Here is a 25600-nt window from a genome sequence, read left to right as displayed (position 1 = left end):
GGCTGATTATTAGCCGAAATATTTATCTGAATTATTTTGAATTATCGGATAGATTATGCGGATTAACAACTCAGGCAATATCGGATAAATCCAATACCGCCTGATTGCCTAATCTAATAACATACCGGATAACCAGATATAATCATTAGTATTATTTGGTGATTGTTAACAGCGTTCCAGAATGACTGTTGTACCCTGTCCGCCACCAATACATAATGTAGCCAGTCCCAGTTGTTTATCACGATGAAGCATGGAATGGAGCAGGGTAACCAGAATACGTGCGCCGCTGGCACCAATAGGATGGCCGAGGGCAATGGCACCGCCATGAATATTGGTTTTGTCCATATCAAAATTCAGTTCGCGCCCAACCCCGAGAAACTGAGCAGCAAAAGCTTCATTTGCCTCGATTAAATCAATATCAGACAATTCCAGTGCTGCTTTTTGCAAAGCCAGTCGGGTTGCCGGTACCGGCCCCAGCCCCATTACGCTCGGATCTACACCACCTGAAGCATAGCTGCGAATATACGCCAGTGGTTTTAAGCCTAACTCTTTGGCTTTGGTTTCCGACATCAGTACTATGGCTGCTGCACCATCATTAATGCCTGAAGAATTACCGGCTGTGACTGTGCCATCTTTTTTAAAGGCAGGTCGGAGTTTGGCCAGACCGGCCAGACTGGTATCTGCTTTGGGGTATTCGTCCTGTTTAAAGATAATATCGCCCTTACGTGAACTGATGGTCACCGGCACAATTTCTTCGATGAATTCGCCATTATTAATGGCCTGAGTGGCAAGCTGCTGAGAACGCAATGCCAGCTCATCCTGTTCCTGCCGGCTGATAGCATACTGTTCGGCAATATTTTCCGCCGTGATTCCCATATGATAATGATTGGTGGCACAGGTTAAACCATCATTCACCATTGTGTCGTATAGTTCTGCATTTCCCATTTTCAGCCCCCATCGTGCTTTGCTGCCAAGCAGATAGGGAGCCTGAGACATGTTTTCCATTCCACCGGCCACAACAATATCATTATCGCCAGTTAAAATGCTTTGTGTGGCCAGTACAACCGATTTAAGGCCACTACCACATACCTTATTAACGGTAAATGCGGGTACTGTACTGGGAATACCTGCACTCAGTGCAGCCTGACGGGCAGGGTTTTGCCCCAGTCCGGCCTGTAGCACATTACCCATAATAACTTCATTCACCAAACCGGCATCAAGCGCAGCACGTTTCAATGCTTCATCAATAACAGTTTTGCCTAAATCAATCGCACTCACCGTGGCAAGTGCACCATTAAAACTGCCGATGGCTGTGCGGGCAGCACTAACTATTACGGTTTTTATCATCATAAACTCCCTTTTTATTTAGAAAAAGTACAGGCCAATCAGGAATATGGGCGTAGTGAAAATTAATGCCGTCATGCAGTAACCCATAATGTCCCGCACCCCGAGCCCGGCAATTGCCAGTGCAGGTAATGCCCAGAATGGCTGCAACATATTCATCCACTGCTCGCCATAGGCAATTGCCATCGTGGATTTACCTAAATCAGCACCCAGAGCCTGCGCAGCAGGAATGACAAATGGCCCCTGAATAACCCAGTGACCGCCACCTGAAGGTACAGCAAAATTGATAATACCGGAGCTGAAGAATGTCCAGATAGGGAAGGTATCCTTGCTGGCAATATTGATAAAAAATTCAGTAATCAGACCACCCAGACCGGATTGTTCCATCATCAATTGAATGCCCGCATAAAACGGGAACTGAATAACAATACCGGCTGTGCTTCTGGCTGCATTGGATACAGCACGCATATAGGCCATAGGCGTACGATGCAATAAAACACCAGCAGTCAGGAAAATCAGATTAACGGTATTAATCGTGATATTAAAACCACTGTGATAGAAATAAATCAGCAGATAACTGATACCCAATGCACCTACCAGTAAAGAGAGCAGTTTACTTTCTTCCAGCTTTTCAGCTACGGTAGCCGTTTTCCGATCAAGTTTACGTTGAAAATCAGGCTCCGGTGCCAGTAACTCAGGGTCAACCACATTTACCTTACCGTCGGTTCTGACCATAAAACGTACCAGCAGAGGTAAGCAGATAATCAGCATGGTGGTAATAAAAATATTGCTGGCAGAAAACATTGTTTGTGAAATCGGCACAATGCCCTGTGGATTGGATTCACTAACCATAAGGTGTGCAACCGGATTGCCGGGAGTTGCGGCCATTAAAGGCATTGAACCGGACAAACCACCACCCCATGTCATAAAGGCAATATAAGCGCAGGCAATCAGCAAGCCATAATCAACATTCTTAACCTGTCGGGCGACTTCCTTGGCCAGCATCGCGCCTACAACCAGCCCGAAGCCCCAGTTTAGAATACAGGCAATGCAACCCACAAAAGTTACCAGCATCGCTGCCTGAGTAGGTGTTTTGGCCAGTGAGGCAATAGAAACCAAAACAGATTTAACTGGTGGTGAGCTGGCTAAAGCATGGCCGGTAACCACAATCAGCGCCATCTGCATGCCAAAGGCCAATAAATTCCAGAAGCCATCCCCCCACATTTTTACCAGACCGAGCGGTTGGGAATCGGTTAATCCCCAGGCCATAAAAAAAATGATAAAGGTAAGCAGTAAAGCAAAAATCAAAGGATCGGGCAGGTATTTACTCACCAGATTGGTAGTATGTCTGGATAAACGTGAAATCATAAAGCCTGTGCCCCTGTAGCAATAGACATCGTTTGCAGATTATCCGCGACAATAAATTCTGCTGTGGTATGCGCTTTCACTGTATCAACATCTACTCCTTCAGCCGTCTCAATCAGATACAGTTGCCCATTTCTGAATTCAAATACTGCCAGCTCAGTAATAATCATGCTCACTTTACCTTTAGCAGTAAGCGGTAAACTACATTCAGGCAGGATTTTAGGTTCACCGGTTTTAGTGCAATGTTCCATGGCAATAATTACCTTTTTTGCACCAGTAACCAGATCCATTGCGCCGCCCATACCCGGCACCATTTTGCCCGGTACCATCCAGTTTGCCAGATTGGCATGCTGATCAACTTCCAGTCCCCCGAGTACACAGGCATCCACATGCCCGCCCCGAATCAGCGCAAAAGAAAATGCACTATCAAACATGGCTGCGCCGGGAACCACACCGCAGGGCTGTCCACCCGCATTGACAATATTGGGTTCGTCCACGGTTTTCGGCCCTAGCCCGAGAAAACCATTTTCTGATTGCAGAGTAATATTGATACCTTCTGGCAAATAGTTAACCACCTGAGTTGGCAAGCCAATCCCCAGATTAACAACATCACCATCACGCAGTTCCTGAGCAACACGGCGAGCAATTAATTCTTTTTTATCCATTGTCTTTTCCCTTAATCGTTAGTGCTAACCATAAAATCAACTAATGCTGCTGGTGTCATCACGGCATCAGGATGAATCTGACCAACTTCTACCAGCTCATCAACCTGAGCAATCACGGTATCGGCAGCAGTAGCAATCAGAGGATTGAAATTACGTGCGGCATATTGATAAACCAGATTACCGTTATAATCAGCCTGATGAGCATGTATGATGGCTAAATCAGCCTGCAGCGGCAGCTCAAGCAAATATTCACGTCCATTAACCGATAAAACTTGCTTGCCTTCAGCAACAATCGTGCCGACGCCGGTAGGTGTTAAAACACCACCCAATCCGGCACCGCCGCAACGAATGCGTTCAGCCAGCGTACCTTGCGGTACCAGCTCAACCTCAATCTCTCCGGCAATCATTTTTCTGCCTGTTTCACGATTGGTGCCAATATGGGAAGTAATTACTTTCTTCACTTGATTATTAGTAATCAGTGGGCCAACACCAGTATCAACAAAGGCTGTATCGTTACCGATAAGCGTTATGTCTTTAATACCTGATTCCAGAATCGCATTAACAATCTTTGACGGCGTACCACACCCCATAAAACCGCCAAACATAATCGTCATACCGTCTCTAAGAAAATCCCGGATTTTATCGGTAGTGATTAATTTTTTTTGCATAACGACTCCTTGTTACATGTTAGAAATTCATCTTTGCTTAAAAGCAGGCTGCTTTACTATTGCAATTCATGTACCAGTTTGGCGTCATAAAAATAAAAATATAGTATATTGATTTTTAATCATAAATTTATTTTATTAAATAGATTTATGCTGTAGGTAGTGCAGAAATCTGCACTTGAGCGCAAAAAAAATTGCATAAAGAAAACAAGATAATAATTATCAATCATTGTGAATAAGTGCGGTAGCCATAAGCCCACCACGCGTAGTGGCAAAATAAAATATTTTGCTGTCTGAGCTGTATCGGCTATTAATCATTTTTTATAGTTACCAAAAAGCATTGCTGTTAATCTGGAGTAACCCATCCACTATGTGCTTGAGGTTAATGAATCGGGCAGTATGGTTCCAGATTGGCAGCAAACTGGAACAACAGCAGAAACAGATAATAGGGCAAATACGATATATCCAGCCGTGTAATTAATAAAGCAAAGCAATAATTGAAATTAAATATCTATAACTACCAAATATTTGCATTATTTATGGCCTGTTTTAGCTCAGAGGTAGCCAAAAATGCTTGACGAGTTTAATAATGCTCCCTATAATGCGCTCTTCCTTTCCCTGATAGCTCAGTCGGTAGAGCGACGGACTGTTAATCCGCAGGTCCCAGGTTCGAGCCCTGGTCGGGGAGCCAAAGGGTCGTTAGCTCAGTCGGTAGAGCAGCGGACTTTTAATCCGTTGGTCGAGCGTTCGAATCGCTCACGACCCACCAAAAACCCTTACTTAACGGTAAGGTGAATTAAACCTCACACTGGTGAGGTTTTTTTGTATCTATACAAACCTTAAATAATCTGGCTGTCTGTTCATTATCATAATTTATGAGCTAATCAGAATGATTAGATTATGCTGGCTGCTAAAGTATTTTGAAAATGCTTTAAAGCCCAGTTGTGTCCTGTAGCATCAAAGCTGGCAACGGCATGTTGATGGCTGACTAGTTTATAATTAAAGTTATAAGCATCAACTGCGGTATGTAAAATACAAATGTCGGTACAGACACCAGTTAAATGTATTTCTGTGATGTTTCTTTCACGCAGGCGTAAATCCAGATCAGTGCCATTGAACGCTGAATAATGACGTTTGTTTAACCAGTAAACTTGCGGATTAAATTGGTTGATTATGTACAGTTGCTTCAATGAACCATATAAATCCTGCCCCTCTGTGCCGATGATGTTATGTGGCAGAAATAATTTATTTTCTGAATGCATAAAATCTCTTTGCTCAATAAATGTTCTGGCCAGATTCACTATTTCTTCTTCAATTTATTGTTCCGCCAATCCGGTTGTTAGTGCGCCATCTGTGGCGATAAAGTCATTGGTGTAATCAATTGAATTAGAGCTTTCATATGCTATCCAAAAAAAACGATTTTGGTATTTTGAAATCAGCAAGTTATCAAATTTTTAAATAATTATTTTAAGCTATAATTTATTGTTCATAATGCAAGGATGAGTGCTAAAAATTATTTAAAATTTCTTGGATGCAAATTTAATTAATTAAACTTTGGGAATTCATGCCAGACAGCTATAGGCATTAACCATGTTTTTAAGTAGATATGGTTATTTATTTCATGATAATTACTTGGATTTGCATCACTATTTAATAGGTCAGAGTAGCGAATATTGTTGTCAGGCAAGATTTTTTTAATTCTTGAAAACAAAAAATCGGTATTTCAGTATAGTTTTTAGTTTTATAAGCAGAAACTGCTGGGTTAATGGTTATACAGTTAATATTTCCAGAAACTGAGTGGTATAGCATGGGCTGAGCTGGGTGCGGGCCATGTGCCAGTGGCTGGATTGCAGTTCGCTGCCAAGCTGAATGCTGTTGCGGCCGTAACGGCTGGTGATGTTGTCCCATGCGCTCATGAGTTCGGGGCGGTGGTTGTGCTTACTAGGGTAGAGTAAATCCTGTTGCTGGAAAGTCTGTGCTGGTTCGATACCGCTTAGTTCGATACCACATTTTTTGTATTCGTGGCCGGGACGGTAGATGCTGCGTAGCAGATTCTGGGCGATATGGTTTAGGGTGAGGGTGTCGGCACTGGGTTGTGGCAGTTTGATAAACTGATAGCCATTGTATTGGGACTGGTCATGGCGAAAGCGGTTGGTGTAGATAAAAACGCCGATGATATGGGCGTGGCTGTTTTGTTGGCGCAGTTTGGCTGCACCAGCACTGATGTGATGGCTGATGGCAGCTTGCAGGCCGTCAAGGCTGGTAATTATGTTGCCAAAGCTGCGGCTGCGAACGATGTGCTGGCGACTGGCTTCGTTGATGATGAGTTCGCTACAGGGGATGCCCTGCATTTCGCGCTGGGTGCGCTCGAGCACGACGCCGAACTGTTTTCTGAGGGTGGGAGTATGGGCGTTGATGAAATCGAGGGCGGTGCGGATGCCTTGAGCAGCGAGTTTCTGGCCGATTCTGCGGCCGATGCCCCAGATTTCGCTAACAGGTGTGCTGGCAAGGGCGCGGCGCTGGATATTGGGATTCCAGTCTGTCCAGACGATAACGCCGTTGAAATGGTGGCGGTGGCGTTTGGCCAGATGGTTGCAGAATTTGGCCAGAGTACGGGTGGGGGCGATGCCGACGCAGGTGGGGATGCCTACCCATTGCTGGATACGGTTGCGGATGTTGTGGCCGAGCTGGTGCAGGTTGTTCAGGCCGTGCAGGTCGGCAAAACATTCGTCGATGGAGTAGATTTCGATGGCCGGCACGAGGGAGGCGATGGTGTTCATCATGCGTCGTGACAGGTCGGCATACAGTTCGTAATTGGAGGAAAAAACGGTTAGTTTGCCCCGCTGTATGAGGTGCTGAATCTGGAAATAGGGGATGCCCATTTTGATGCCGATGTCTTTGGCTTCGCTGGAACGGGAGATGACGCAGCCATCATTGTTACTCAGGACGATGATGGGCTGTTGCTTGAGTTCCGGGCGATAAACTCTTTCGCAGGAGCAATAGAAGTTATTGCCGTCAATCAGGGCAAACATGGGCGGGGTTTAAGGCTTGCAGGCGGTGTTTGTGTTGCTGGATGATTTGATAAACGTCTCGATCCAGTTGGCCTTGTGGCTGGCTGAGGATGGTATGCAGCTCATCGCTGTTACTGGCGCTGCCCAGATAAATCCAGTTGTGGAAGATGTGGTATTTCTGCCGTTCTTTGATATAGGCATAGCTGGTAAATGGCCATGCAGCCAGTTTGATTTTTTGTAAGGCCAGTGCCAGTTTGAGGTTGTGGGTGGTGGCGGTGATTTTGTTAATGCAGGCTCCGCTGCACTGGTGTAGCTGGTGGCGGAAGCAGGGGCGGTTGCTGCTGCCTTTTTCGATACCAAGAGTTTGCAGACACAGGTCAGTGTTGCTGATGGTGCTTTTGATGGCTTTCTGGGCGTCGCTTTTGCTGTGAAACAGGCCATAGTAACGCTGTTGCTGGTTGAACTGGATATGACGCATCGATACGATGTTCAGGGTATCGTAGCCGTGTGTGTTGGTGCTGAGCTGGAAGCTGAACAGGTCTTTCTGGCGGCGCAGGCGGCGGTTGAGGATAGGCTGGCGCTGTTTGATTTGCGCCGATTCGGTAAGCAGGGCATCCAGTTCGCCACTACAGGGGATAACGTCGATTTTTTTGGCCTGCTGTGACAGGCTCATTTCTTTGCTGTTGTGCACATCCTGACCGAAATGGCTCAGCAGACGGGTTTTTACTTGCTTGCTTTTGCCAATATATAAGGGAAGGTCGTTGTCGCCGTATATAAGGTACACGCCGTAATCGTCGCTGATGTTTTTTAGGGCATCGTTATTGAGATGAGCGGGCAGGCTGGGACGTTGCATAATGGTTTTGCAGGCCTGATGTAGGGTGCTGGCCGGAAAACTGTGTTTGAGCTGCTGCCAGAAGTCGTAGATGGCGCGTGCATCGGCAAAGGCTCGGTGGCGGTTGTGCATGTCGATGTTATGACGGGCAATGATTTTGTCCAGTCCGTGGTGTTTGTGTTCAGGGTAAAGCTGGCGTGACAGTTTGACGGTACATAGTTGTTGCGGATTGAAGGTTCTGCCCAAACGTTTGAAAGCGGCTTTGATGAAGCCGTAATCAAAACGTACGTTGTGGGCAACGAAGATGCGCTCTTTGAAAATGACGCTGAGCTGGTCGGCAATTTCGTCGTTGAACTGTGGTGCCTGTTCTACCATCTGGTTGCTGATGCCAGTGAGTGCCTGAATGAAAGAGGGAATGCTGGTGTTGGGATTGAGCAGGGTATGGAAAACCTGTGGCTGCTGCTGGCCGGCTTCGGTGTAGACGACGGCAATTTCGGTAATGCGGTCGCTGGTGGTACGGCCACCGGTGGTTTCGATATCGACAAAGGCAAGTTGCTGGTCTGGGAACATGATTTCTGGGTTAGCGGATGTGTTTGATAACGTAGGTGACTATGCCGACGATGGTGAGGGTGTCGCCTTCTTTAAAGCTGAAGTTGGGATAGGACTGGCTGCTGTTTTCGGAATGCAGTTCGATGCAGCCGTTATTCAGTTTATGCAGGCGTTTGATGGTGAATTCGTTACCCAAGTCAGCCATGACGATGTCGCGGTGTTTGGGGGTAAGGGAGCGGTCGATGATGAGCAGGTCGTTGCGGCTGATGCCGGCGTCGTGCATGGAGTCTCCGCCGCAGCGTACGGCAATGGTGGCCGCCTGATTTTTTATCAGATACTGGTTGAAATCCAGATAATCGCTGATGTAGGGCTCTGCCGGGCTGGGAAAACCCGCGGGAATGGTTTCTGTGGCTAAGGGGATGTTTAGCCGGCTGAGGTTGTCGGCTATTCTCCAGCAATCGGCAGGCAGATTTTGTGCTGGGCGCAGCGAGGTATTAGCTAGCTGGCTGATCAGGTGTTCTACTGCGGGTATCAGGCTTACGGGGATGCGTTTGACTATTTTCGGTCCAGCAATTTTGGCTTTGCGTCCAGCACCAGCTCTGGCACCACCGTGTCCACTGGATTTTGCTGCTGTATCAACCACTAGTATGCTCATCTTGATTAAGTTATTTAATCAAGAATGGTAGGATTTTGATTTTGCTGCGTCAATTATGCTAGTTGTGGATGGCTGGTAATGGTTTGTTTTTTTATGCTTTATGCCGTTGGATATTACTTGTGTTGATGCAAGTTAACTGATTCTGTAATTGATTGTTTATTTTAAATAATTGTTATTGATTGCTGTAGACTGGATGGCTTATGGTTAAGCTGTGTATGAATTATTTATCTAAGAAGAGTTTGATGCTGATAAATCAATATTTCAGATAATGGGCTTACTGCTGTTGCAAGTGCGCTGAAGCGGGTTGGGCTGAATAGCTGTGTGAAGCTGGTATGCTGCTGGCTGAGGCTATTTGATCCGCAATCTGGTCGAGGGTGGTGATGGTTTCCAGATGGGCTCTTTGTACGTCTGAAGCAGTGATGGCCGCGGCTTCACTGGCACTGCGCTGGTTTTCGTGATGTGAGCAGGCGGCCATGCAGGTGATAACGAAAACGAGCAGTAATGAAGAGGTTTTCATGATTTTGTGCTGGTATGGGACTGATTTATTATTTTATTATGCTTGGTTTAGTGGTGTACAGTCGCATTGGCTGAGTAGCTGGATGGTTTCATATACGGGCAGGCCCATGATGCCGGTAAAGCTGCCGCTGATGTGTTCGACTAACATGCCACCCAGCCCCTGAATGCCGTAGGCTCCTGCTTTATCCAGTGGTTCGCCGGTAGCAATGTAGGCAGCAATCTGTTCGTTTTGTAAGGAGGCAAAGTGAACGGTGCTGGTTTGCAGGATATGGCTGGTTTGGTTGTGCCAGTAAATGCAAACTGCAGTGTGAACCTGATGCTGGCGGCCTGAAAGTAGTTTGAGCATACGGAATGCATCGTCGGTGTTGGCCGGTTTGCCCAGAATCAGGTTATTCAGGCTGACGGTGGTGTCGGCGCTGATAAGGGGAAATTCTGGTGGCTGCTGCTGGGTTTGTTGCCATGTGATAAGTGCAGCGCTGTTTTTCATGAGCGCCATGCGCTGGACGTAATCTGTTGCATTTTCGCCCGGATAAGGTGTTTCATCAATCTCTGCGGGTAAGCGCAGGACATGGTAGCCAAGATTGGTGAGGATTTCACGCCGGCGCGGGCTGCCTGAAGCCAGATAGATGGTTGGCGGGTTCATTGTCTTGTTTGGTGCAGATAATTGTGTATTGTTTAGGTTTGCTGTGGTTATTTTAACATTGCTTTAGGCCGCATTGTTTGCTGTTGATAATGGGGTATTGTGTTCTGGCAGTGTTGGCTGATGGTGGCTTGTATCTTGTTTGTTGTCAGCTTAACGGTTTACGTCGACGATAAATCGGCCTTTGGTTTGACCATTGATGATGTCTTGTGCAATTTTAGGGCATTCGTTCAGGGAAATGATTTGCCCAATGTGTTGTAATTGGTCGGTGTTCAGGTGTTTGGCTAGAAAATCCCATGCGGCAATGCGTTTTGGCTGGGCTGCCATAACGCTGTCGATACCGGCCAGTGTAATGCCTCTGAGGATAAAGGGCGCAACTGTTGCGGGAAAATCCATGCCCTGTGCCAAGCCGCAGGCAGTAACGATGCCGCCATATTGAGTTTGGGCACAGATATTGGCCAGACTGTGTGAACCGAGTACGTCTATGGCTGCTGCCCATTGTTCTTTTTGTAATGGTTTGCCAGTGCAGGCCAGAGTTTTGCTGTCGATGAAATGTTGCACGCCCAGTTGTTGCAGGTAATCCGTATTGTTGATTTTGTTGGTGGCAGCAGTGATGGTGTAGCCCAGTTGGGTGAGCAACATGATGGCAACTGAACCCACGCCGCCGGTTGCACCGGTGATGAGGATGTTGCCCTGTTCTGGGGTAATGCCATGTTCGATTATGCGTTGAACGCACAGAGCGGCTGTATAGCCGGCAGTGCCGATAATCATGGCCTGTTGGGTGCTGATACCTGTGGGTAGAGGGATAAGCCAGTCTGACTTGAGATAGGCATACTGGCTCAGGCAGCCCCAATGGGTTTCACCACAGCCCCAGCCATTTAGAATGACACTGTCTCCTGACTGATATTGTTTGCTGCTGCTGTGAATAATGGTTCCAACGCCGTCTATGCCGGGTATCATCGGCCACTGCCGCACTACTGGGCCGGTATTGGTGATGGCCAGTGCATCTTTATAGTTTAAACTGGAATACTGTATTTGCAGCAGGGTATCGCCTGTTTGCTGCAACAGCTCTTCTTCGGTGATGTTCTGAATGTTACAGGAAAACGCGGTCTGGTTTTTTTCTAATAGTATGGCTTTAGCTAACATGGTTGTATTCCTGTTGTTGATAACTGGATGGCGGGTCTAATTTTTATTATAGGCTGGTTGTCTGGTTGCAATCCATTATGCAATAGATTAATCGGCTTTCAGGATAATCTTAGCTAAGTTTTTGAAGTAATGGTAAAAAGAATTTTTTGGTGCGCCGGTTTTTGCAGTATGCTTGCTTTTAATATCCGCACTGATGTAGCCATGAGTGGTCATCATTTTTACGCTACTGTGGATAAGGGCAATTCGGGTGTTGTGGCCTTAGCAGGATAATGGTTGCGTACTGGATGGTTCTACATTTTGATATTGCGGTAAGATTTTTGTTTGCTGTAAAGATCAGAGGGCTGGTTGATTCAGTGTTACTTTCCCTGCTTGCTGACGGCAATACGACACAGCCAGTCCAGCCAGCTAATGGGTAAGAGCTTTTTTAAATACCAGAATAGATGTGCCGGTACGGTAACCGGATAGCGCGCTTTGGGTTTGCGGGCATTCAGGGCGCGCACGCAGACGCCGGCGCATTGTTCGGCAGTTAATGTAAATGGTGCTACAGCACCAGCAGTTTGCAGGCGGTTGAGCTGCGCCTGATAGGCAGTACGATGTACGCTGTTTTCAACATCTATATACTGTTTGAATTTGACTAGGGCATTGGGGCGGAAGCGGGTGGCAATTGGCCCGGGTTCGAGTAGGCTGATATGGATACCGCTGGCATGAGTTTCCTGCCGCAGGGTGTCGCATAATCCTTCCAGTGCGAATTTGCTGCTGATGTAGGCACTGCGCCATGGCATGGCTGCATAACCCAGTATGCTGGAGTTAACCAGAATGCGGCCGTATTGCTGGCGGCGAAAGACTTTCATGGCTGCATTGATGCATTGCCAGGTACCAAATACATTGGTGTTGAACTGCTCCTGTAAGGCTGCGCGGCTGATGTCTTCGGCAGCACCAGTCTGGCCATAGCCAGCATTGCAGAATAGGGCATCTAGTCGGCCGAATTCAGTGATTACGGTTTCGATAGCGGTCTGTATTTGTTCGTCATTAGTGATATCCAGTTGCAGACTATGAAAACCTTCGGCACGTAAGCGTTCTACATCTTCTGCGCGACGGCAGCTTGTATAGACGCGCCAGTTGTCCTGACGCAGTAATTGTGCTGTGGCGTAGCCAATGCCACTGGAGCAGCCGGTGATCAGGATAGTTTTTTGCATGTTTATACTTGGTTGAAGTCCGTTTTAACGGTTCTAGTTTAACATGCTGGATGGCATGTATTTTCTAAGGTTGTATGTTTAGCCTGTTTATATCCATAAATGGTAAAAATGTTGCCTTCTTCATCATAAGGGATACGCAGACGTTCAAGAATTGCTCTGAATGCAGTAGTTTCATCAATGATTGCATCGGCAATTAATCTGCCTCTATGCTGGCTTAGTTGTGGTCGAACTTTCAACCACTCAATTATAAAGAGTGGAGGCATACCTTCATAATAATAGTTACTCCAGTCACCTAGCCAGTTTGGTACTTCGTTTAAGCAGGCGTGACAGGTTTTATCTTTATCTGTAATACAGCGCAATACATAGGGCGGTTCAAAAGTTAAGCTACTCACAGCATGCTGCAATTTAATTCATTTGAGGTCATTCATCATTAGGAATAAATTGTTTTGCTACTATGATTTCCATTACTTTCTGTTTTAGTTTTTGTATGTCTTTATGCACTGTTATGTAATGCTTATACTCATTATATAAGGAAGTTATATCATTTAAATCATTGAATTCCATTATTTAGGTTAAATATTCTGGTTATTTCGATAAACACCATTTTGGATTATTGCTCCTTTTCGGCCGCAGCATCATAGGCATCTACGATTTTCTGCACCAAAGGATGGCGGACTACATCTTCGCTGGTGAAAACGTGAAAATAGATGCCGTCAATGTTGTTGAGCTTTTCGCGTGCGTCTTTCAGGCCGCTTTTGATGTTTTTGGGCAAGTCAATCTGGCTGGTATCACCGGTGATAACTGCCTTGGCACCAAAACCTATGCGGGTGAGGAACATTTTCATTTGCTCGGGTGTGGTATTCTGGGCTTCGTCCAGAATAATATAAGCGCCGTTAAGTGTGCGTCCGCGCATATAGGCTAAAGGGGCGATTTCAATCAGCCCTTTTTCCAGCAGTTTGGTGACGCGGTCAAAACCCATCAGGTCGTAGAGGGCATCATACAGGGGGCGCAGATATGGGTCGACTTTCTGTGCCAGATCACCGGGCAGAAAGCCCAGTTTTTCGCCGGCTTCTACGGCAGGGCGTACCAGTACGATGCGTTCTACCTGATGTTTTTCGATGGCATCTACGGCCGCGGCCACGGCCAGATAGGTTTTGCCGGTACCGGCAGGACCCAGACCAAATACCACATCATGTTTTAACAATGCCTGTATATAGCCGTTCTGGCGTGGCGTACGGCCACCGATATTGCCGCGGCGGGTGCGTAATGTCCAGACTTTGGGCTCGTGATGTTCTGTATCTTGATGAGTGCTGGTTTTGGCTTCTACTGCGGCCAGTTGGATGTCGCTATCGTTCAGATCGCGCTCCCGTGCGATACTGGCCAGATTTTCCAGTGCTTTGATTCCCTGGCTGATTTGTTTTCCAGTTAAGGTGAAATGGTCGAAACGGCGGGTAATTTCAAGATTCAGGGCTTTGCCCAGACTGGTAATGTGCTGGTCTAGTGCACCACACAGGCGTTGCAGGGCTGTGTTGTCTATTTGTTCAAGCTGATAATGGCTGGTTTGACTCATGATTACGCTGAATGAAATTAAATAATTATTAATTAATATGTAGTCAAGCTGGTCGAAAGCAAGGGTGAATTGTCGGATAATGTTATGTCTGGTAATGGCGCTGTTTTTAAGATTATATGATGAAAATGATTAGGCGGCCTTGTTGGTAAACAGGAGTTAGTATAGATTGTGCCTGTAAACGGAGGAATACTGCTGGCAAGTTGAGCTAATAGGCATATAAATGATTTTGTGAATGGATAATTGCATGCGAACTGCGAAGATTACACGTAACACCAGCGAAACAAAAATACAGATAAGTATTAATCTGGATGGCACTGGCGTGGGGAATTTTGATACTGGGGTACCCTTTCTGGAACATATGCTGGATCAGATTGCCCGCCATGGGCTGATTGATCTGGATATCCGCTGTCGCGGAGATGTGCATATCGATGACCATCATACAGTTGAGGATATAGGCATTGCGCTGGGGCAGGCGTTGAAACAGGCTTTGGGGGATAAGTGCGGGATTACGCGTTATGGTCACAGTTATGTACCGCTGGATGAGTCGTTAAGCCGGGTAGTACTGGATTTATCCGGCCGGCCGGGGCTGGTGTATAACGTTGAGTTTTCCCGTGCTTTAATCGGACGCTTTGATGTTGATTTGTTCAGTGAGTTTTTTCATGGTTTGGTGAATCATGCGATGATGACGCTGCATATTGATAATTTGCGTGGTGTGAATGCGCATCATCAGGCTGAAACGATTTTCAAGGCATTTGGCCGTGCGCTGCGGATGGCAGTAGCTGCGGATGAGCGCATGGCAGGGGTGATGCCGTCTACCAAAGGTACGCTGACTGCTTAATGTTATTGAGTGAATAGTCTATCCGTTAATGTGTGTACATTAACGGATAGTTTTATTTGTGCTTCTGGTGATTATATTTTTGATATTGCTGTTGATTTTTATATGTGTAATGACGGTGAATATGTGAGTTGTCGCAATGAGAAAGTTGATTATAATTAACATATATAAATAATATTTTTATTTATATATTTATTTGTTTATTTTTGATAATGTTTTCCTGTAAAATCTGATGACTGTAATACTGGTTTTTTGCCGGTTCTGGAGTCATTACTAATTAGGTGGCTGGTGCTTTAGGTGTGCTTGATAAAGATGAATGAAACTGTCAGTCGAATGATAAAACCAGTGTGGCCGGTGTTGGATTAATTGGTATGATTGATGGTAGGAATGGACAATTTCTTTGCAAGTAGCCATTTGATTGTATTTGGATTTATGGTAAATTTTATTCAATATAGGCTCGGTTGATTTTAATAAAAATAAAGATGTGAAGATGAAAGTAGCCATTGTCAATTATGGTATGGGTAATTTGCATTCCGTTCTGCAATCAGTACAGGCAGCCAGTCAGTTACAGCAGATGCCGGCTGAAATTATTCTGACGGCCGAACCGGATGAAATATACACGGCAGATAAAATTATTTTCCCCGGTCAGGGTGCCATGCCGGACTGTATGGCTGCATTGCAGCAAAGCGGGCTGGCAGAGGCGCTTACAGATGGCTTACGGCGTAAACCGTTTTTTGGTATTTGTGTTGGTGCCCAATTGCTATTTGAATTCAGTGAGGAAGGTGATACTGCCGGATTAGGCTGGTTTCAGGGAACTGTACCGCGTTTTCAGACTGTTTTAAGTGCAGATGGAAGACCGCTGAAAATACCTCATATGGGCTGGAATCGTGTACATCAGACTCAAAATCACCCTTTGTTTGACGGTGTGGCACAGGATGAGTGGTTTTATTTTGTTCATAGCTATTATCTGTTGCCGCAAGATTCGTCCATTGTTATGGGGAAGGCAGAATATGGCAATGATTTTGCCTGTATAGTGGGTAAAGATAATGTTTTTGCCACACAGTTTCATACTGAGAAAAGTCATGTGGCCGGTTTGCAGTTACTGGGTAATTTCTTGCGCTGGGATGGAACGCTTTAATTTAATGGTAGCTGTGTTTAACTCGTAAGTGTAATGCGAATTTGATATGTTATTGATTCCTGCAATTGATTTAAAAGGTGGACAGTGTGTGCGCCTGCAACAGGGGCTGATGGACAAGGCCACGGTATTTTCTGATGAACCGGCAGAGATGGCCGTGCACTGGTGTCAGCAGGGAGCACGCCGTTTGCATCTGGTGGATCTGGATGGTGCTTTTGCCGGAAAACCGGAAAATATGATTTCTATCAAATCTATACTGGAGCAAGTGGCAGATAATGTGCCGGTACAGCTCGGAGGTGGTATTCGTGATTTGCATACTATTGAACGATATTTACAGCTGGGACTGAGTTACGTCATTATCGGCACTGCTGCGGTAAAGAATCCACAGTTTGTCCGGCAGGCATGTGCTGCCTTTCCGGGGCAGATTATTGTCGGACTGGATGCTAAAGATGGCATGGTTGCGATTGATGGCTGGGCAACGGTGACTGATTTTCATGTGACTGAACTGGCTAAACAGTTTGTAGATGACGGTGTTAACAGTATTATCTATACTGATATTGGTCGTGATGGCATGATGGGCGGCGTTAATATAGATGCTACAGTGAAGCTAGCCAGAGAGGCTTCTGTGCCCGTGATTGCATCCGGTGGTGTAACCAATATGGCAGATGTAGAAGCGCTATGCGCGGTAGCCGGGCAGGGGGTGGCCGGTGCTATTGTCGGGCGAGCTATTTATGAAGGTTCACTTGATCTGGCAGCAGCTCAGCGCATGGCTGATCAGGGCAAATATTAGTTTCTGGCGCTTATGCATACAGTAAGGCATCAGATAATCTGATTCTGGCTAAAAATGTTGTTAATAATGATTTTGATAGCTGGGAATGTTGGAAGATGGTGTGATTTATTTAACAATAACAAGATAGTAATTAGGGAGGTAGTGTTGTGGTTAATATATTTGGTTCGCTGATGTTGGCGTTATGGTTATTTCTGGGGATGAATCGCTCACGGCAGAATTTTTTTGAGGCCAGTATATTTATTATTATTATGATGGGGGTAGATTGCATTATGCAACATGCCTGGCCTGATGTGAACAATGTCTGGTTAGTGGGATGGATTATGCAGTGGATTTATGTGTTTATTGCTATGTGGCTATTTGATATTGTTTGCCTCAGTAACGTAAGTGCTGTGATTTATTCGATCATGGCAGGTGTTGCCTACTATTATTTACAGCTGAATATACCTGCTTTGGTTGAGCATTTGCTGAAATAATTATTGCTATTGCATAGCTGAGAAAGATAGTATCATGGCTTTAGCCAAACGCATTATTCCCTGTCTGGATGTTGATAATGGACGTGTAGTGAAAGGCGTTAATTTTGTTTCCCTGCGCGATGCCGGTAATCCTGTGGAAATAGCCCAGCGCTATAATGATGAAGGTGCAGACGAACTTACTTTTCTGGATATTACAGCCAGTTCAGATAATCGTGATACGATTTTACATGTTATTGAGGCAGTGGCCAGCCGGGTGTTTATTCCGCTGACCGTGGGCGGTGGGGTGCGCAGTATTGAAGATGTACGCCGACTGCTCAATGCGGGTGCAGATAAAGTATCGATTAATACGGCCGCAGTGACAAATCCGGAACTGGTTAACGAAGCCAGTGCATTTTTTGGCAATCAGGCAATTGTTGTGGCGGTAGATGCCAAGGCTGTAAATGCTGAAAATACGCGCTGGGAGGTTTTCACTCATGGCGGGCGCAGGCAGACTGGTTTGGATGCGGTAGTCTGGGCACGGGAGATGGCATTGCGTGGGGCTGGTGAGATTCTGTTAACCAGTATGGATCGTGATGGTACCAAAGCCGGTTTCAATTTACCTCTTACCCGAGCTGTAAGTGATGCTGTTAGCGTACCGGTAATTGCATCCGGTGGTGTGGGCAATATTGAGCATCTGATTGAAGGTGTGCTGGTAGGTCATGCTGATGCCGTGCTGGCGGCCAGTATTTTTCACTTCGGTGAAGTGCGTATTCAGGATGCCAAAATGGCTATGAAACATGCAGGTATTGAAATGCGTGTATAGTTCAGGCTTGATGGTGGTTGTATGTTTACCTGAAAATAAGGACAATTGCTGTGGTGAATACGCTGGATGCGGTAAAGTGGGATGATAATGGTCTGGTTTGTGCAGTAGTGCAGGACAGACATACTTTGCGTGTGCTGATGGTAGCATGGATGAATGCAGAGGCCTTGCGCCAGACGATAGCTACGGGCTTCGCTCATTATTATAGCCGTTCGCGGCAGCAGCAGTGGATGAAGGGCGAACAGTCTGGCCATACGCAAAAAGTATATGAACTGCGTCTGGATTGTGATGGTGATGCTTTGGTGCTAATGGTTGAACAGCACGGAGGTATTGCCTGCCATACTGGACACGCCAGTTGCTTTTATCGGATTTACCAGAATGGTAACTGGCCAAGTACTGAACCGGTTATCAAAGATGAAAATGAAATATATCCGTTCTGCTCAAAGGCAGACGGATAATGATTAAAAAGAGAACAGGATGACACAGACGCCAGAAGCAGTAGATGTAGCGATGGTATTAAGTGAGCTGGCTGATGTGCTTGACGCCAGACGTCAGGCTTCACCGCAAACTTCTTATGTTGCGCAGTTGTTGCAAAGCGGTGAAGATAAAATTCTGAAAAAAGTCATTGAAGAGGCAGGTGAAGTGCTGATGGCATCCAAGGATGGCGACAGGCAGCATCTGGTTAAGGAAGTGGCTGATGTTTGGTTTCATACCATGGTGTTGCTGACTTATCATCAGATACGGGTTGAGGATGTATTGCAGGAATTGCAGCAGCGACAACATATTTCTGGATTGACAGAAAAAGCCAGTCGTCAGCCGCAGTAATTACAACGTATTTTAAATATGCGCTGCTGTAAATAAATGGCGGGCGCATGTTTTTTTTTGGCAGTTGAAGTAAAGGATAGTATTATGGGCAGCTTTTCAATTTGGCATTGGGTAGTGGTATTGCTGATTGTGGTACTGATTTTCGGTACCAAAAAGTTACGCACTCTTGGTAAGGATGTGGGCGGTGCAGTACGTGATTTTAAGCAAGGACTGAATGAAAGTGATCAGGAAAATGCAAAAAAGGATGCTGTAATCGAACACGATAAAGATGACAATAAAGCATAGAAGACGGTTATGTTTGGCTTGGGTTTTGGTGAAATTTTACTGATTGCCGTGGTAGCACTGGTGGTACTCGGGCCGGAACGGCTGCCCAAGGTAGCGCGCAGCGCTGGTCTGTGGGTTGGGCGTATTCAGAATTTCATTAGTAATGTTAAAACCGAGCTGAGCCAGCAGGCAGGGGTGGCTGAATTCAGGCAGGCACGTGACAGTATTGAGGCGACCGCCCGTTCGTTTGAGCAGGATATTAACACCAATGTGCGCGGTATTCGTGGTGAGGTGGATACGCTCAGGCGCCAGCTGGCCGAAGATGAACAACAGATGGATACAGACAGTGTGTCCGTATTACCACAACCGTTGCATAACTGTCGCGCAGCGGTAGCAGAAGCACCATTGCTGCATCGGGTTTCCTTACGCCGGCAGGCTTTACAGCGCCGGCGGGATATGCGGCCACGGCGTAGCATAACCCCGAAATTGCGCGTGCGCCGACATTGATGGATGAATGATTGTGATGCCGGTTGATGAAAATACTGAATTGACGCTAATTGATCACCTGCTGGAATTGCGTCGCCGCTTGATGTGGATTCTGGGTATTCTGTTGCTGTGTTTTGCGCTTATGGTGCCTTTTGCGCAGAAAATTTATACTTTTGTGGCTGAGCCGTTAATGGTGAACTTACCAGCCGGGCAGCATATGATTGCCACCGAGGTAATTGCGCCATTTTTTGTACCGTTAAAAGTAACATTGATGGCGGCATTTTTGCTGACGTTGCCGCATACGCTGTATCAAATCTGGGCTTTTGTTGCACCAGGCCTGTACAGACATGAAAAACGCTTGATTTTGCCACTGTTAATTGCCAGTGTATTGTTGTTTGCGCTGGGAATGGCATTTGCCTACTATCTGGTTTTTCCGGTTATCTTCCGTTTTCTTACTGGTATTACCCCTGTCGGGGTCAGTATGGCGACCGATATTGATAAGTATTTGTCCTTTATTCTGGGTATGTTTGTGGCATTTGGTGTAACATTTGAGGTACCGGTATTGGTGATTCTGCTAAACAGAATTGGGTTGGTATCAGTTATGCAGTTAAGAAAAGCCCGTGCTTATGTCGTAGTAGGGGCTTTTGTAGTGGCAGCTGTGGTAACGCCGCCGGATGTTTTGTCACAAACCTTGCTGGCCATTCCGCTGATACTGCTTTATGAGGTTGGGATTCTGGTATGTCGCTGCCTGGGTGGTAACAGGAAAGAGACAGCTTTATCTGTCCAGTCGCGGAGACAATAAATTTTTTATTACTTTATACTGAAATAAACAGGCTGCCTGAAAATTTTCAGGCAGCCTGTTTATAAATACTAAGCCAGTTGACGACATTGTTCGTTGGAGAATTATATGAATCAGTCGCAAATTGATTCGTGTCCAAATATTTACCGCTCATCCACTCTGATCTGGTGGCTGGGGATGCTGACTTTATGCATCGTGCCATTTATGTCGAGCTGGCGTGTTGGTACGCTGTCAAGTTTCTATCTGGAAGCAGGAACATTATTTTTTGCACTCTGTCTGGCCGGGCTAACAGTGCTGACACGCAAAACACGGTTTTCCCTTCCTGCTACCAGTATCGGGCTATTATTGCTTGCCGCTCTGCTGGTGCTACAGGCACGACTAATGCACCTTCCTTATGCCAGCCAGTCTGACCTGACGGCGCTGGTGTTTGTGGTGCTTGCTATGCTGGCCTGGGCTGCACGCGACTGGGTGATTCGCATTGGTCAGACTCAGGTGGTAACGATTCTGGCCATGGCTCTGGTACTGGGGATATTGTTGCAATCGCTGGTATGTGTGATGCAGTTTACCGGTGTGACTGGCTGGATACCGGGTGTATTGCGCGGCCCGGGTAATCATTACATCTACGGACAGTTGGCACAGCGCAATCATCTGGGGCATTACCTGATGTGGGGTGTGCTGGCCTTGTGTTTTCTGTGGCAACAGCGGCGTCTACCTAGCTGGTTGGTATGGCCATTATTAATCTGGTTTACCGGTGTGATGGGGCTGATTGGTTCACGTACGATTATTGTGTATGTGCTGGTTATTGGGCTGTCACTTTTTTTCTGGCGCTGGCGTGCCGGTGCCGCAGCAAATCGTTTGTTACTGATGCTGGCCACAGCTATCGGACTGGTACTGCTGTTTCAGCTGATATTGAGTCCTTTGTTTGAAATGTTGTTGCATATCAATTTCCAGTCTGGTACAGCGCGGCTGGAGCAGGGTGGATTTGCACAGTCTGGACGCCAAATGGAATGGCATAAAGCGTGGCTGATATTCAAAAGTGCACCCTGGTTTGGCTATGGCTGGGGCAGTTATGCTTATCAGGGCTTTGCCATTGCTGATATTTATCCGAATGGATTTCGCCAGTATGAAAATACAGTACTGTTTACGCATTGTCATAATCTGGTACTACAATTACTGGCGGAAACAGGAATCATCGGATTTTTAATTGCTACTATCTGTTTTATCTGGGCAATCTGGCCACATTTGCACAAGGGATTTAATCCAGCCTCGATTGTGCTGGTGAGTATGATTCTGGTGTCTTTATGCCACAGTATGCTGGAATATCCGTTGTGGTATAGCTATTTTCTTGCTGTTTTTATACTGTTTATTGCATTGACACCGCTATCACAGGCTCAGCAGACACAATCTGCCCGGCCAGCTTCCGCTCAGGCAAACCAGTTTTGGGCTATATTAGCATTGCTGTTTATGACATTGATGTTGTGGCAGATGTTGTCCTATCAACGTTTTTTAAAAGTCCGTGCTAATCGTGACCTGCCACAGGTAGAACAAATGAGTCGTATGCAAGATTTGCGTAAGCGAATGTATTTTATGCGTTATTATATTGACATGGCTATTATCGAAAAACTTAATGTTACTGATTCTTTTTTACCTATGTGGGGTAAACAGGCTGCATTGCTCTCTGGCCGGTATCGGCCTTACAGCAACACTTTTATGCGTGGCCTTTACTTACAGCAGGAGCATCAGAATGAAGCTGCACAGCAGTGGTTTAGTCAGGTAAGTCATTATTATCCGAGATTAGTTCCTAATTTTATAAGCAGAATCAGACAGCAGCCTCAGGCAGTGGCAGTGATACCACAGTTACAACAGGATTGCCTGAAATATCAGCAGCAAAGCGCTCAGAAAATGAATTGCTTATAGGGTTTAGACAGATATTTAACATAGTGGTTTTTAATGAAAAAGTGAGCAAAAGACTTGCCACTGTAAAGATAATTTCAACCTACATGTTAAGATACAAAGTGTAAATAAAGTAAATGCGTTTGTAGTGTATACAGACTGTGCACTTACATTTAGGAGGATGATATGAATCGTGTATTATTAATTGATGACGATAACTTGTTGACTGAATTACTCACTGAATATCTGACAGCAGAAGGGCTGGAAGTGAGTCGTGTCGCCGATGGCGAAGCCGGTGTTAAAGAAATTTTAACTGGTCAGTATAACGTGGTGGTGCTGGATTCCATGATGCCGAAAATGAACGGTCTGGATGTTTTGAAAACCGTACGGGTACAAAGCAAGATACCGATTATTATGCTGACAGCCAAAGGTGACGATATTGATCGCATTATTGGTCTGGAAATGGGCGCGGACGATTATGTACCGAAACCTTGTCAGCCACGTGAGCTGCTGGCACGCATTAATGCGATTTTGCGCCGTACGCACCAGAGTCACGACAGTGACCAGAATGGTATTCCGAACAGTATTGCAGCCAGTGGTGTAGTACTGTATCCAGCCAAGCGTCAGGTTACCATCGAGGAAGAACCTCTCGAGCTGACCAGTACGGAATTCAATCTGCTTGAAGTACTGATGCGCCATGCCGGACAGGTAGTAAGCAAGGAAACCCTGTCACTGGAAGCATTGGAACGCAAACTGGCTAAATTTGACCGCAGTATTGACGTTCATATTTCAAGTATTAGGCATAAGCTTGGCAATGCCAGTCTGATTCAGACCGTACGTGGTCTGGGTTATTTGTTTGTTAAAAATTGAACCAGAATACAGGCTGTTGGTAAACAGCCTGTTCTAATATATGAAACTGTTTCCCCGTATATTTGCTACGTTTTGCGCAGTGATTGTTTGTGCCATTTTTGTGGCCAGCTCTTCTTTCTGGCTGGTGCAAAACACGTTGGCTGAAACCCGCTTCAAGCAGCAGCGTAACTTTGAAGAAAACCTGCTTAGCAGTACCATGAATGCGTTTCAGGCACGTGGCGATGCCGGTATACGAGAACAGTTAATGGAATGGGGTAATAGTCCTGGTGGTGAAAATCTGTATGTAATTACCGGTGACAATAAGAACGACATTCTTGGGCGTCCTATTGACCCTGAAGACATAGATAAGGCGCATGAATTTGCCCTGTCACATCCAAACTCAAAACTGGTGCAGATTTCCTATAATTCACTTGGTGAAGAATACCTGTTTATGATTCGTGGCTGGAATCATGAGCGTACCCCTCGTCCGCCAAGCCCGTTTTTTATTCCCGGCCTGCCGATTGCACCAGTCTGGCATGAATTTATTATTCTCAGTTTTATTATTATTGTTGGTTTACTCACCGCCTATATTCTGGCCAACAATATTACTCAGCCTATTCGTGTTCTGTGGCGAGGTATGGATCGCTTGGCACATGGAAATTTACAGACTCGCGTATCCCATCAACTATCAGAACGACGTGATGAGCTGTATTCTCTGGCTGTACAGTTCGACAATATGGCAGATAAATTGCAGAAACTGGTTGAAAAAGAGCGTCATTTATTGCATCACGTTTCTCATGAAATGCGTTCACCACTGGCACGTATGCAGGCCATTATTGGATTGATTCATGTGCAACCGCAAAAGCAGGAACAGCACCTACAACGTCTGGAAAGCGAACTGGGACGCATGGATTTACTGGTAGGGGAATTGCTTACCCTGTCGCGGCTGGAAACTTCTGATTTGCCAATTACGCTGGAACCGCTGGCATTGGTGCCGGTAATTAAGCAGATTGTTGAAGACAATCAGGCAGTGGCTATGCAGCACCACCAAACTTTATCATGGCAATGTGACATTCCTGAAACAGCGATGGTAAAGGCTAACGAAAGCTATTTGTATCGCGCTTTTGACAATGTAGTGCGAAATGCGATTAATTATAGTCCTGATGGCAGTGAAATCAGAATTCATCTGCATGAAGGTGGCAAGCAGCAATGGCAGGTCGATATCAGTGATAATGGCCCCGGTGTGGCAGAAAATCAGTTGCCGCACATTTTTACGGCCTTTTATCGGGCAGACAGCAGTGCCAATAAACCGGGTACTGGTTTAGGTCTGGCATTAACCAAACATATTGTTGATCGTCACCATGGCAAGATTTATGCGGATAATCAACAGCCCAAAGGCTTAAGTATGCATTTTTTGTTGCCTAAATTTACGCCGGGCAGAAACAGGAATCGGCAGAAGGATAAAAATTAAGCCCTACTCAGTTGCCGGATAAAGTTATTGTCTTTATCCGGTTTTTTCACATTCTGGCTACAGGCTAGTGTGTCCCGCCATTTGCACAATACTATTTGCCTCAAAATCAACCGTGATTTTAATATGTAGTCTGGTAACCAGTCAGGCCAGTGATAATAAATTTCTGCTATAACTGGAAATTAATCGGCGGTTTTCTGTTCATTTGTTTCTGCTACTGGCAGGGCAGCGTGTTGGGCAAACCAGTTAGCTACAATCTGATTGACTTCGTCTATACCTTGTTTTTTCAAGCTGGAGAATAGCTGTACTGTTACTTGCTGGCGGGCAAAATATGGCTGAAGTGCTTTTTTGACGTTGGCCAGCGTTTTAATTTGCTCGTTTTTGGATAATTTGTCCGCTTTAGATAGCAGAATGTGAACGGGTCGATTGGTTACCGCGAAAAAATCCAGCATCTGCCTGTCCAGCTCTTTGAGCGGATGGCGTGCATCCATAATCAGAATCAACCCGATTAGCTGTGCTCTCGTTTGCAGATAATCGCCCAGTAAAGTTACCCAGTGTCGGCGTATTGCTTCCGGTACCTGTGCATAACCATAACCGGGTAAATCTACCATAAAGCCGCCATTGGTCAGTTCGAAAAAATTAATATGCTGTGTACGACCGGGTGTTTTGGATACATAGGCCAGACGGGTGTGGCTGGTCAGGGTATTAATGGCACTTGATTTACCTGCATTACTGCGGCCTACAAAAGCAATTTCTGCGGTTGTTGCCGGCAGGTCTTTCAGGTGATTAACGGTAGTATAAAAGCAGGCGTGACGGAACAGATTCATGAG

28 protein-coding genes and 2 tRNA genes are annotated in these 25600 nt (G+C 45.9%); 15 read left to right on the top strand and 15 right to left on the bottom strand.

What is annotated here, in order from left to right:
• Positions 1 to 165 precede the first annotated feature (165 nt).
• From GYX26_RS04575 to atoD, 4 genes are read right to left on the bottom strand one after another with little or no spacing between them, the layout of a single operon-like run.
• A complete protein-coding gene (locus GYX26_RS04575) occupies positions 166 to 1347 on the bottom strand; it encodes an acetyl-CoA C-acetyltransferase (RefSeq protein ID WP_174828294.1) in 1182 nt (393 codons plus the stop codon).
• An 18-nt stretch (positions 1348 to 1365) separates the two neighbouring features.
• Entirely contained in the window at positions 1366 to 2712 is a 1347-nt protein-coding gene (locus GYX26_RS04570) for a TIGR00366 family protein (protein WP_174828293.1), read from the bottom strand.
• Complete coding sequence (locus tag GYX26_RS04565) at positions 2709 to 3374, bottom strand: 3-oxoacid CoA-transferase subunit B (RefSeq protein WP_100113655.1); 666 nt, start codon at positions 3372 to 3374, stop codon at positions 2709 to 2711. Before GYX26_RS04565 ends, GYX26_RS04570 begins: the two co-directional genes overlap by 4 nt.
• Before the next feature lie 11 nt (positions 3375 to 3385).
• The gene (gene atoD, locus GYX26_RS04560; RefSeq protein ID WP_174828292.1) at positions 3386 to 4042 is read right to left on the bottom strand and encodes an acetate CoA-transferase subunit alpha; all 657 of its coding nucleotides are present in this window, start codon (positions 4040 to 4042) and stop codon (positions 3386 to 3388) included.
• 612 nt (positions 4043 to 4654) lie between these two features.
• Between atoD and GYX26_RS04555 the strand changes: the two genes are divergently transcribed.
• A tRNA-Asn gene (locus GYX26_RS04555) sits at positions 4655 to 4730 on the top strand.
• Positions 4731 to 4732: 2 nt separating this feature from the next.
• Positions 4733 to 4808 (top strand) — tRNA-Lys (locus GYX26_RS04550).
• A gap of 124 nt (positions 4809 to 4932) precedes the next feature.
• Here GYX26_RS04550 and GYX26_RS04545 read toward each other — a convergent pair.
• The 10 genes from GYX26_RS04545 to GYX26_RS04500 form a co-directional block, all read right to left on the bottom strand.
• On the bottom strand, positions 4933 to 5301 hold the full coding sequence (locus GYX26_RS04545; protein ID WP_255453843.1) for a cysteine hydrolase family protein: 369 nt from the start codon (positions 5299 to 5301) through the stop codon (positions 4933 to 4935).
• Between the two features lie 507 nt (positions 5302 to 5808).
• Positions 5809 to 7071: a Y-family DNA polymerase gene (locus tag GYX26_RS04540; RefSeq protein ID WP_174828291.1), complete on the bottom strand. Its 1263-nt coding sequence runs from the start codon at positions 7069 to 7071 to the stop codon at positions 5809 to 5811.
• Positions 7055 to 8452 carry a 3'-5' exonuclease family protein gene (locus tag GYX26_RS04535; RefSeq protein WP_174828290.1) on the bottom strand — a complete coding sequence of 466 codons (1398 nt, stop codon included), beginning with the start codon at positions 8450 to 8452 and terminating at the stop codon, positions 7055 to 7057. Before GYX26_RS04535 ends, GYX26_RS04540 begins: the two co-directional genes overlap by 17 nt.
• 10 nt (positions 8453 to 8462) lie before the next feature.
• The gene (locus GYX26_RS04530; protein ID WP_370520845.1) at positions 8463 to 9074 is read right to left on the bottom strand and encodes a LexA family protein; all 612 of its coding nucleotides are present in this window, start codon (positions 9072 to 9074) and stop codon (positions 8463 to 8465) included.
• Between the two features lie 286 nt (positions 9075 to 9360).
• The gene (locus GYX26_RS04525; protein WP_174828288.1) at positions 9361 to 9603 is read right to left on the bottom strand and encodes a hypothetical protein; all 243 of its coding nucleotides are present in this window, start codon (positions 9601 to 9603) and stop codon (positions 9361 to 9363) included.
• Positions 9604 to 9639: 36 nt separating this feature from the next.
• Positions 9640 to 10245, bottom strand: coding sequence for a nucleoside triphosphate pyrophosphatase (locus tag GYX26_RS04520; protein ID WP_174828287.1), 606 nt, complete (start codon positions 10243 to 10245; stop codon positions 9640 to 9642).
• Between the two features lie 150 nt (positions 10246 to 10395).
• Positions 10396 to 11388: an MDR family oxidoreductase gene (locus GYX26_RS04515; RefSeq protein WP_174828286.1), complete on the bottom strand. Its 993-nt coding sequence runs from the start codon at positions 11386 to 11388 to the stop codon at positions 10396 to 10398.
• Between the two features lie 356 nt (positions 11389 to 11744).
• Positions 11745 to 12584, bottom strand: coding sequence for an SDR family NAD(P)-dependent oxidoreductase (locus GYX26_RS04510; RefSeq protein ID WP_174828285.1), 840 nt, complete (start codon positions 12582 to 12584; stop codon positions 11745 to 11747).
• A 38-nt stretch (positions 12585 to 12622) separates the two neighbouring features.
• Positions 12623 to 12988: a DUF6678 family protein gene (locus GYX26_RS04505; RefSeq protein WP_370520844.1), complete on the bottom strand. Its 366-nt coding sequence runs from the start codon at positions 12986 to 12988 to the stop codon at positions 12623 to 12625.
• 206 nt (positions 12989 to 13194) lie between these two features.
• Complete coding sequence (locus tag GYX26_RS04500) at positions 13195 to 14154, bottom strand: PhoH family protein (RefSeq protein ID WP_174828283.1); 960 nt, start codon at positions 14152 to 14154, stop codon at positions 13195 to 13197.
• Between the two features lie 244 nt (positions 14155 to 14398).
• On the opposite strand from GYX26_RS04500, the gene hisB reads away from it, so the two are divergent.
• From hisB to GYX26_RS04435, 13 genes are all read left to right on the top strand, one after another.
• On the top strand, positions 14399 to 14992 hold the full coding sequence (hisB, locus tag GYX26_RS04495) for an imidazoleglycerol-phosphate dehydratase HisB (protein ID WP_100138516.1): 594 nt from the start codon (positions 14399 to 14401) through the stop codon (positions 14990 to 14992).
• 487 nt (positions 14993 to 15479) lie between these two features.
• Positions 15480 to 16127, top strand: coding sequence for an imidazole glycerol phosphate synthase subunit HisH (gene hisH, locus GYX26_RS04490; RefSeq protein WP_174828282.1), 648 nt, complete (start codon positions 15480 to 15482; stop codon positions 16125 to 16127).
• Between the two features lie 46 nt (positions 16128 to 16173).
• Positions 16174 to 16914, top strand: coding sequence for a 1-(5-phosphoribosyl)-5-[(5-phosphoribosylamino)methylideneamino]imidazole-4-carboxamide isomerase (gene hisA, locus GYX26_RS04485; protein WP_174828281.1), 741 nt, complete (start codon positions 16174 to 16176; stop codon positions 16912 to 16914).
• Positions 16915 to 17060: 146 nt separating this feature from the next.
• Complete coding sequence (locus tag GYX26_RS04480) at positions 17061 to 17387, top strand: hypothetical protein (RefSeq protein ID WP_174828280.1); 327 nt, start codon at positions 17061 to 17063, stop codon at positions 17385 to 17387.
• Positions 17388 to 17421: 34 nt separating this feature from the next.
• Entirely contained in the window at positions 17422 to 18189 is a 768-nt protein-coding gene (gene hisF, locus GYX26_RS04475) for an imidazole glycerol phosphate synthase subunit HisF (protein ID WP_174828279.1), read from the top strand.
• Between the two features lie 50 nt (positions 18190 to 18239).
• Entirely contained in the window at positions 18240 to 18644 is a 405-nt protein-coding gene (gene hisI / locus GYX26_RS04470; RefSeq protein ID WP_174828278.1) for a phosphoribosyl-AMP cyclohydrolase, read from the top strand.
• A gap of 52 nt (positions 18645 to 18696) precedes the next feature.
• The gene (locus GYX26_RS04465; RefSeq protein WP_174828401.1) at positions 18697 to 19011 is read left to right on the top strand and encodes a phosphoribosyl-ATP diphosphatase; all 315 of its coding nucleotides are present in this window, start codon (positions 18697 to 18699) and stop codon (positions 19009 to 19011) included.
• 84 nt (positions 19012 to 19095) lie between these two features.
• On the top strand, positions 19096 to 19296 hold the full coding sequence (tatA, locus tag GYX26_RS04460; RefSeq protein ID WP_174828277.1) for a Sec-independent protein translocase subunit TatA: 201 nt from the start codon (positions 19096 to 19098) through the stop codon (positions 19294 to 19296).
• Between the two features lie 9 nt (positions 19297 to 19305).
• The gene (gene tatB / locus GYX26_RS04455; RefSeq protein WP_174828276.1) at positions 19306 to 19782 is read left to right on the top strand and encodes a Sec-independent protein translocase protein TatB; all 477 of its coding nucleotides are present in this window, start codon (positions 19306 to 19308) and stop codon (positions 19780 to 19782) included.
• A gap of 16 nt (positions 19783 to 19798) precedes the next feature.
• The gene (gene tatC / locus GYX26_RS04450; protein WP_174828400.1) at positions 19799 to 20563 is read left to right on the top strand and encodes a twin-arginine translocase subunit TatC; all 765 of its coding nucleotides are present in this window, start codon (positions 19799 to 19801) and stop codon (positions 20561 to 20563) included.
• A 105-nt stretch (positions 20564 to 20668) separates the two neighbouring features.
• Positions 20669 to 22477: a PglL family O-oligosaccharyltransferase gene (locus GYX26_RS04445; protein ID WP_174828275.1), complete on the top strand. Its 1809-nt coding sequence runs from the start codon at positions 20669 to 20671 to the stop codon at positions 22475 to 22477.
• Between the two features lie 162 nt (positions 22478 to 22639).
• Entirely contained in the window at positions 22640 to 23323 is a 684-nt protein-coding gene (locus tag GYX26_RS04440; RefSeq protein WP_174828274.1) for a response regulator transcription factor, read from the top strand.
• A gap of 40 nt (positions 23324 to 23363) precedes the next feature.
• Entirely contained in the window at positions 23364 to 24773 is a 1410-nt protein-coding gene (locus GYX26_RS04435) for a cell wall metabolism sensor histidine kinase WalK (RefSeq protein WP_100113157.1), read from the top strand.
• A gap of 179 nt (positions 24774 to 24952) precedes the next feature.
• Here GYX26_RS04435 and yihA read toward each other — a convergent pair whose 3' ends face one another.
• Positions 24953 to 25597, bottom strand: coding sequence for a ribosome biogenesis GTP-binding protein YihA/YsxC (yihA, locus tag GYX26_RS04430; RefSeq protein WP_174828273.1), 645 nt, complete (start codon positions 25595 to 25597; stop codon positions 24953 to 24955).
• Positions 25598 to 25600 lie beyond the last annotated feature (3 nt).

This window comes from Snodgrassella sp. ESL0253, from assembly GCF_013344965.1.
Lineage (GTDB): Bacteria > Pseudomonadota > Gammaproteobacteria > Burkholderiales > Neisseriaceae > Snodgrassella > Snodgrassella alvi_B.
Note: the sequence above shows the minus strand (reverse complement) of the source record. Positions and strands in the feature narration are given on the sequence as shown.